The sequence below is a fragment of the Lysinibacillus sp. NPDC096212 genome (assembly GCF_044763105.1).
Taxonomy (GTDB): domain Bacteria; phylum Bacillota; class Bacilli; order Bacillales_A; family Planococcaceae; genus Lysinibacillus.
In genome coordinates, this window is sequence record NZ_JBIWFQ010000016.1 from 25,492 (window position 1) to 32,254 (window position 6,763).

Sequence of the window (6,763 nt, forward strand, 5' to 3'; positions counted from 1 at the left end):
TAGAAGGTGAAGAAATGCTTAAAAAAATACTTTTAGTGGAAGATGAGAAGCATATTGCTCGTTTTGTGGAGCTAGAATTAAAGCATGAGGGTTACGATGTAATCGTCGCTTTTGAAGGACGAGAAGGACTTGAGCTAGCTTCAACTGAAAATTTTGATGTGTTGCTATTAGATGTTATGCTTCCAGGAATAAATGGAATTGAAATTTGTCGTCGAATACGCACGCAGTCAAAGGTACCCATTATATTGTTAACGGCTCGAGATGCTGTAATGGATCGTGTAGCTGGCTTAGATGCTGGCGCAGATGACTACATAGTAAAACCGTTCGCTATTGAGGAACTATTAGCTAGAATTCGTACAATAATACGTCGGGTGACACCTGATGAAAAAATTGGGGGTTCATTACATTTTCGTGATATCGAAATGGATATAGCGGCCTATGAAGTATTTGTTCAAGGGAAAAAGCTTGATTTAACGAAAACAGAATATGATTTACTTAAATTATTGATAGAGCATAAAAATAAAGTTTGTACACGAGAGCTAATTTTAACCTCTGTTTGGGGGTATGATACGGATATAGAGACAAATGTCGTAGATGTATATATTCGGCATTTGCGAAATAAACTACCGGGTGATATGAATGCCTATATTGAAACCGTTCGTGGTGTGGGGTATGTGATGCGCGAATGAAAAAATTAAGAGATTATTTAGTCAATCAATCGTTACAAAGAAAATGGATGCTCACATCAAGTGCTGTTATATTTTTTAGCTATACGATTATTTGTATTGTCGTTTATATTTCATTGCATACATGGCTAATAAATGATGAACAAAGTAAGATTAAACTAACTAGGGCTGATTTGATTTCCTTTTTAGAGTCACAAGGACCCAATCTTACTGTGCAGCAAATTCAAGAAAACACGGGTCTATTAAAAACCATTGTGGATCGAGATCAAACCGTCAGAATGTTTAATGTAGATGGTATTGAGATTTTAAGCATTAATAATACTTCGCAGGCTGCGCCCTTAACTGCGTTGAATGAAGTGGTAGAAATGACAATTGATAAAAAGGATGCCTTTGTTATTAATGAACCGATTCAGCTCGGCTTCTTCAAAGGATATATTCAAGTTGTTCATCCATTATCTAAGTTTCAGTCGTTAATGCATTATTTATTAACTGCCATGCTCATAGCGGGGGTGGGAGGATTGGTGTTATCAGCTTCAATTGGCTATTATCTAGCCAATTATTTGATGAAGCCATTGCATGCGTTACGTGCATCCATGAAAACAGTAATGGATAAAGGATTTAATGAACCAATTCAATTAACTTACACGTCTCATGATGAGATTGGCGATCTATTGAAAATGTACAATGCGATGATGAACGAATTGCAAATTTCATTTACAAAGCAGCAACAATTTGTTGCGGATGCTTCTCATGAGCTGCGGACGCCTATCCAGGCAATTGAAGGACATCTATCCCTTTTGAAAAGATGGGGGAAGGATGATCCAGAAATTTTAGAGGAATCTATTGAAACTTCATTAACTGAAATTGCACGAATGCGTAAAATGATCGAAGAATTACTAGAACTTGCACGTCGTGAAGAAAAGGACATCAAAAGTGAGGCTGATGCAGTATCTGTTATAGAAGCGGTTATAGAGGACACAAGACTCCTTCATCCGGATGCTCGAATATCGCTGTCGAAAGATGAAGAAATAGGGCGATTATATATAACAGAAAATGCACTTAGCCAAATTGTTCGTAATATAATAGAAAATGCAATTCGTTATTGTGAAAAAATTCCTGAGATTCAAATTTCACTATCTGTCTTAGAACAGGAAGTGTCAGTAAAAATAGAAGATAATGGTATTGGTATAGAGGAAGAAAACATTCCATACATTTTCGATCGCTTTTATCGAGTTGATGAGGCAAGAAATCGTCAAATAGGCGGTACAGGCTTAGGGCTTAGTATTACAAAAATGTTACTTGAAAAGTACAATAGTTCTGTGGAAGTCAAGAGTGATAAAAATGTTGGAACCGTTTTCTTGCTGAAATTCCCGCTGAAATATTGAGAAAAATACATGCTTTATTTAATTATTTCATCCTTTGGGAAAGAAATTGCTTAATTTGCTAAAAAGAGTTGTATTTTTTGTGAAGAGTAGTAAGATTGAGATGGAAAAAACGTTCTTTAAATAATGGATAAGATGTCAAACATCCTTTAAAAGAACGGAAAAATATTATATAATTAATTGTAATTTAATTAATGGAACTGCCGAAAGGCAAAATTTGGAGGTCATTTTTCATGTCGAACAACGTTACAACTGTAAGTTCTCCATGGTCAGCTTTCTCTGGTCCTAACCTAGGATATGTGATGGAGCAATACGACTTATTCTTACAGTCTCCTGAAGAAGTAGAACCGGAGTTAGTATTATTATTCCAACAATTTGGTGCACCAGTAGTAGTAGAAGGTGAAGTAGCTGTAGCTAGTAATGCAGCAGCAGCTCCTGCTGGCGATTACAAGAAAGTGTTAGCAGCTGTGAAATTAGCAGATGCAATCCGTACAAACGGTCATTTAGCGGCAGATATTTATCCTTTGAAAAACCGTGAACTACAAACAGCTCAAATTGAAGAAAGCGCGTTCAACTTAAGCGCTGCAGATTTAGCTGAAATTCCTGCAGCTGTCTTCTTCAAAGATGTGCCAGCAAACGTGAAAAATGGTAAAGATGCAATCGATTACTTAAAATCTGTTTATACAGATAAAGTAGCATTTGAATATAATCACGTAGTAGCAACAGAAGAACGTGATTGGATTCAAGCACAAATTGAAACAGGTTCATTTAAACAATCATTATCTTCTAATGAGAAAAAAGCTTTATTAGATCGTTTAACTCGTGTTGAGAACTTCGAGAAGTTTATTCATAAAACTTTTGTAGGTCAAAAGCGTTTCTCTGGTGAAGGTTTAGATACTCAAATCGTCCTATTCGATGAAATTTTGAAAACAGCTGAAACAAATAGCGTTGAAAATGTACGTATTGGTATGGCCCACCGTGGTCGCTTAAATGTGTTAACACACATTTTAAATAAACCATACGATATGATGTTCTCTGACTTTGCACATGTTTCTAATGAATTATTTATCCCAGAAAACGGTCGCCTTGAAATAACTAAAGGCTGGACTGGTGATGTTAAGTATCACATGGGTGCTTCATATATGCGTGAATCTGGTATGAATGTTAAACTTGCTTACAACCCATCTCACTTAGAAGTTGGAAATCCTGTTGTTTTAGGTACTGCACGTGCAGCACAAGATGACACTTCTAAACCAGGGCAAGCTGTCCATAACCGTACAAAAGGATTAGGTATTCTTGTGCATGGTGACGCTGCGTTCCCAGGTCAAGGGATCGTAACAGAAGTATTAAACTTTGCAAAAACTGAAGGGTTCACTACTGGTGGTACAGTTCACATCATTGCTAATAACATGATTGGATTTACAACTGAACTACAAGACTCTCGTTCATCTGTTTACTCTTCTGACCCTGCAAAAGGTTATGAAGTACCAGTTGTGCATGTAAATGCAGATAGCCCTGAGTCTGTAACTTTAGTAGGTCGTTTCGCAGCTAGCTACCGTCAAAAATTCGGTAAAGATATCATCGTTGACCTTATCGGTTACCGTCGTCATGGTCACAATGAAACGGATGATCCAACTGTAACAAACCCTGAAACATATAAATTAGTTTCTAAACATGAGCCAGTTCGTGCTTTATACGGCGCTCAATTAGCAGCTGAGGGTGTAGTTTCTGCTGATGAAGTTGCAGCATTAGATAAAGCTATCTATGCAGAAATGCAAGCAGCTTATGATCATGTAAAAGAAATGGCAGATAAAGATGAACACAAACATTTAGAAATGCCAGAAGAATTAAAAGTAGAATTCCCACAAATTGATACAGCAGTTGGTGCGGAACGTCTAGGAAAAATTAATGAAGAGCTTTTAGTGTTTGAAGAAAACTTTGAACCACAGAAAAAACTTGGCAAAATTTTAGAAAAACGCCGTGATGCATTTGCTTCTGCAAAAATCGACTGGGGTCATGCAGAAACTTTAGCTTATGCAACAATTATTCAAGATGGCACACCAGTACGTTTTACAGGTCAAGATGCACAACGTGGTACGTTCTCTCAACGTCACTTAGTGTTACATGACAAAAACAATGGTAATTTATTCACGCCACTTCACCATATTTCAGGTGCAAATGCATCATTTTCAGTACACAACTCTCCACTTACAGAAGCTGGGGTAGTGGGCTTTGAATATGGTTACAATTTAGAAAATGGCCATGTATTATCAGTTTGGGAAGCTCAATTTGGTGACTTTGCTAACATGGCACAAGTTATGTTTGATAACTTTATTTCAGGTGCACGTGCTAAATGGGGTCAAAAATCTGGTCTAGTTATTCTTTTACCACATGGTTATGAAGGTCAAGGTCCAGAACACTCTTCAAGCCGTATGGAACGTTACTTACAAATGTCAGCTGAAAATAACTGGTTCGTAGCAAACTGCTCAAACGCAGGTAACTATTACCACTTATTACGTCGTCAAGCAGCATTATTAGGTACAGAAGGCGTTCGCCCACTTGTAGTTGTATCACCTAAGTACTTACTTCGTCACCCATTAGCTGCAGCAAATGCTGATCAATTAGCAAATGGCTCATTCCAAGAAGTAATTGAACAACCAGGTCTAGGTTCAAAAACTGAAGCTGTAGAACGCATTGTATTAGGTTCAGGTAAAGTAATGATCGACATTGCAGACCGTATTAAAGATGGTGAAGGCTTCGATCACCTACACATTGCTCGTGTAGAACAACTTTACCCATTCCCAAAAGAGCAAGTTGCTGGTATTATTGCAAAGTATCCTAATGTTAAAGAAATCGTTTGGGTACAAGAAGAACCTAAAAACCAAGGTTCTTGGAATTATGCATTAGAAACATTACACGACCTTTCAGAAGGTAAAAAGCTACGTTATGTAGGCCGTCCTGCAATGAGCTCGACTTCTGAAGGTGATGCAGATTCTCATAAAGCAGCTCAAGCCGCACTTGTAGAAGAAGCAGTTGCTGAGCCTGTAAAGGTTAAATAATCACATATTAAATTTTTGAGAGCCGGGCTACTTGCTGAGGCAGTAGCCCTTTTATGTGCATAATGCACGTTAATTAAAGGAGGAAATGAAAGTGGCTGAAATTAAAGTCCCTGAATTAGCAGAATCGATTACAGAAGGTAGTATCGCACAATGGGTAAAAAAAGTGGGCGATCGCGTTGAAAAAGGTGAATTCATCGTTGAACTTGAAACAGACAAAGTAAACGCTGAAATCATTTCTGAAGAAGCGGGAGTTTTAACTCAAATTTTAGCTGAAGAAGGCGATACTGTACTTGTTGGTCAAGTAATCGCAGTAGTAGAAGCTGGCGAAGGTGCAGCACCTGCTCCAGCGGCACCAGTTGCAGCAGCAGTAGCACCAGCAGCAGCACCACAAGCGGCACCTGCTCCAGTTGCAGCAGCTCCAGTTGTAGAAGAAACTACTGGTGAGCGTGTAATCGCATCTCCAGCAGCTCGTAAACTTGCTCGTGAAAAAGGTATTGACCTTGCTGCTGTATCTCCAGTAGATCCACAAGGCCGTGTACGTGTACAAGACGTGGCAGCTCATGGTACAGCTCCAGTAGCAGCTCCAGTAGCAGCAGCACCTAAAGCAGTTGTAGCTGTAGATGATTCACGTGTAACAATTGAAAAAATGAGCCGTCGTCGCCAAACAATTGCAAAACGCTTACTTGAAGTAAAACAATCTACAGCAATGTTAACTACATTCAACGAAGTAGATATGACAAACGTTATGGCTTTACGCTCTCGTAAAAAAGACCAATTCTTCGAGTCAACTGGCTCTAAACTTGGTTTCATGTCATTCTTCACAAAAGCTGTAGTTGCAGCGCTTAAAAAATACCCATATGTGAACGCACAAATCAATGGTGATGAAATTCACTTAAACAACTTCTTTGATATCGGTGTAGCTGTATCAACAGAAGAAGGTTTAGTAGTACCGGTTGTACGTGACGCTGACCGCAAAAACTTTGCTGAAATTGAAGATTCAATTGCAGACCTAGCTAAAAAAGCACGCGACAAAAAATTAGGTTTATCTGATCTTCAAGGTGGCTCATTCACAATTACAAATGGTGGTGTATTCGGTTCATTAATGTCTACTCCTATCATGAATGGTACACAAGCTGGTATCCTTGGTATGCATACTATCAAAAAACGTCCAGTTGAAGTGAATGGTGAAGTAGAAATTCGCCCAATGATGTACTTAGCTCTTTCTTATGACCACCGTATTATCGATGGTAAAGATTCTGTAGGCTTCCTTAAAACTGTTAAAGAACTACTTGAAAACCCAGAAGATTTATTATTAAATTCTTAATTCCTGAGTTTATTAAAACCTTGCAAACATTGTTTTGCAGGGTTTTTTTCTTTTTATGGAGCAACTCTTAAGAAAGCGACGGAAAGAGAACGAAGCGATGGATAGAAGAGCTAAAGTGACGGAAAAAGCATTCGTAGCGACGGATAGAAGTGCAGAATCGACGGAAAGAAAAGCCAGAGCGACGGTAAGAGAACGAATCGATGGATAGAAGAGCTAAAGTAACGGAAAAAGCATTCATAGCGACGGAAAGAAAAGCTGAATCGACGGAAAGAAAAGCCAGAGCGACGGAAAGAGAACGAATCGATGGATAGA

General features: G+C 38.5%; 5 protein-coding genes. 4 read left to right on the forward strand and 1 reads right to left on the reverse strand.

All coding sequences use genetic code 11. The features are described from left to right. Positions 1-14 precede the first annotated feature (14 nt). From ACIQ7T_RS15940 to odhB, 4 genes are all read left to right on the forward strand, one after another. Positions 15-689, forward strand: coding sequence for a response regulator transcription factor (locus tag ACIQ7T_RS15940; RefSeq protein WP_370082049.1), 675 nt, complete (start codon positions 15-17; stop codon positions 687-689). After that, positions 686-2,071 carry a sensor histidine kinase gene (locus ACIQ7T_RS15945; RefSeq protein ID WP_370082047.1) on the forward strand — a complete coding sequence of 462 codons (1,386 nt, stop codon included), beginning with the start codon at positions 686-688 and terminating at the stop codon, positions 2,069-2,071. The genes ACIQ7T_RS15940 and ACIQ7T_RS15945 overlap by 4 nt, the downstream gene beginning before the upstream one ends. Before the next feature lie 230 nt (positions 2,072-2,301). After that, on the forward strand, positions 2,302-5,127 hold the full coding sequence (locus ACIQ7T_RS15950) for a 2-oxoglutarate dehydrogenase E1 component (protein WP_402871473.1): 2,826 nt from the start codon (positions 2,302-2,304) through the stop codon (positions 5,125-5,127). Positions 5,128-5,218: 91 nt separating this feature from the next. Beyond that, positions 5,219-6,451, forward strand: coding sequence for a 2-oxoglutarate dehydrogenase complex dihydrolipoyllysine-residue succinyltransferase (gene odhB / locus ACIQ7T_RS15955; protein WP_370082043.1), 1,233 nt, complete (start codon positions 5,219-5,221; stop codon positions 6,449-6,451). 67 nt (positions 6,452-6,518) lie between these two features. Here odhB and ACIQ7T_RS15960 read toward each other — a convergent pair. Further along, positions 6,519-6,763: hypothetical protein (locus ACIQ7T_RS15960; RefSeq protein ID WP_402871476.1), on the reverse strand; the 245-nt coding region annotated here is incomplete at its 5' end.

Bases quoted from the DNA above. Each gene is read 5' to 3' on its own strand.
- ACIQ7T_RS15940 (WP_370082049.1), top strand. From the start codon at position 15: ATGCTTAAAAAAATACTTTTAGTGGAAGATGAGAAGCATATTGCTCGT.
- ACIQ7T_RS15950 (WP_402871473.1), top strand. From the start codon at position 2,302: ATGTCGAACAACGTTACAACTGTAAGTTCTCCATGGTCAGCTTTCTCT.
- ACIQ7T_RS15945 (WP_370082047.1), top strand. From the start codon at position 686: ATGAAAAAATTAAGAGATTATTTAGTCAATCAATCGTTACAAAGAAAA.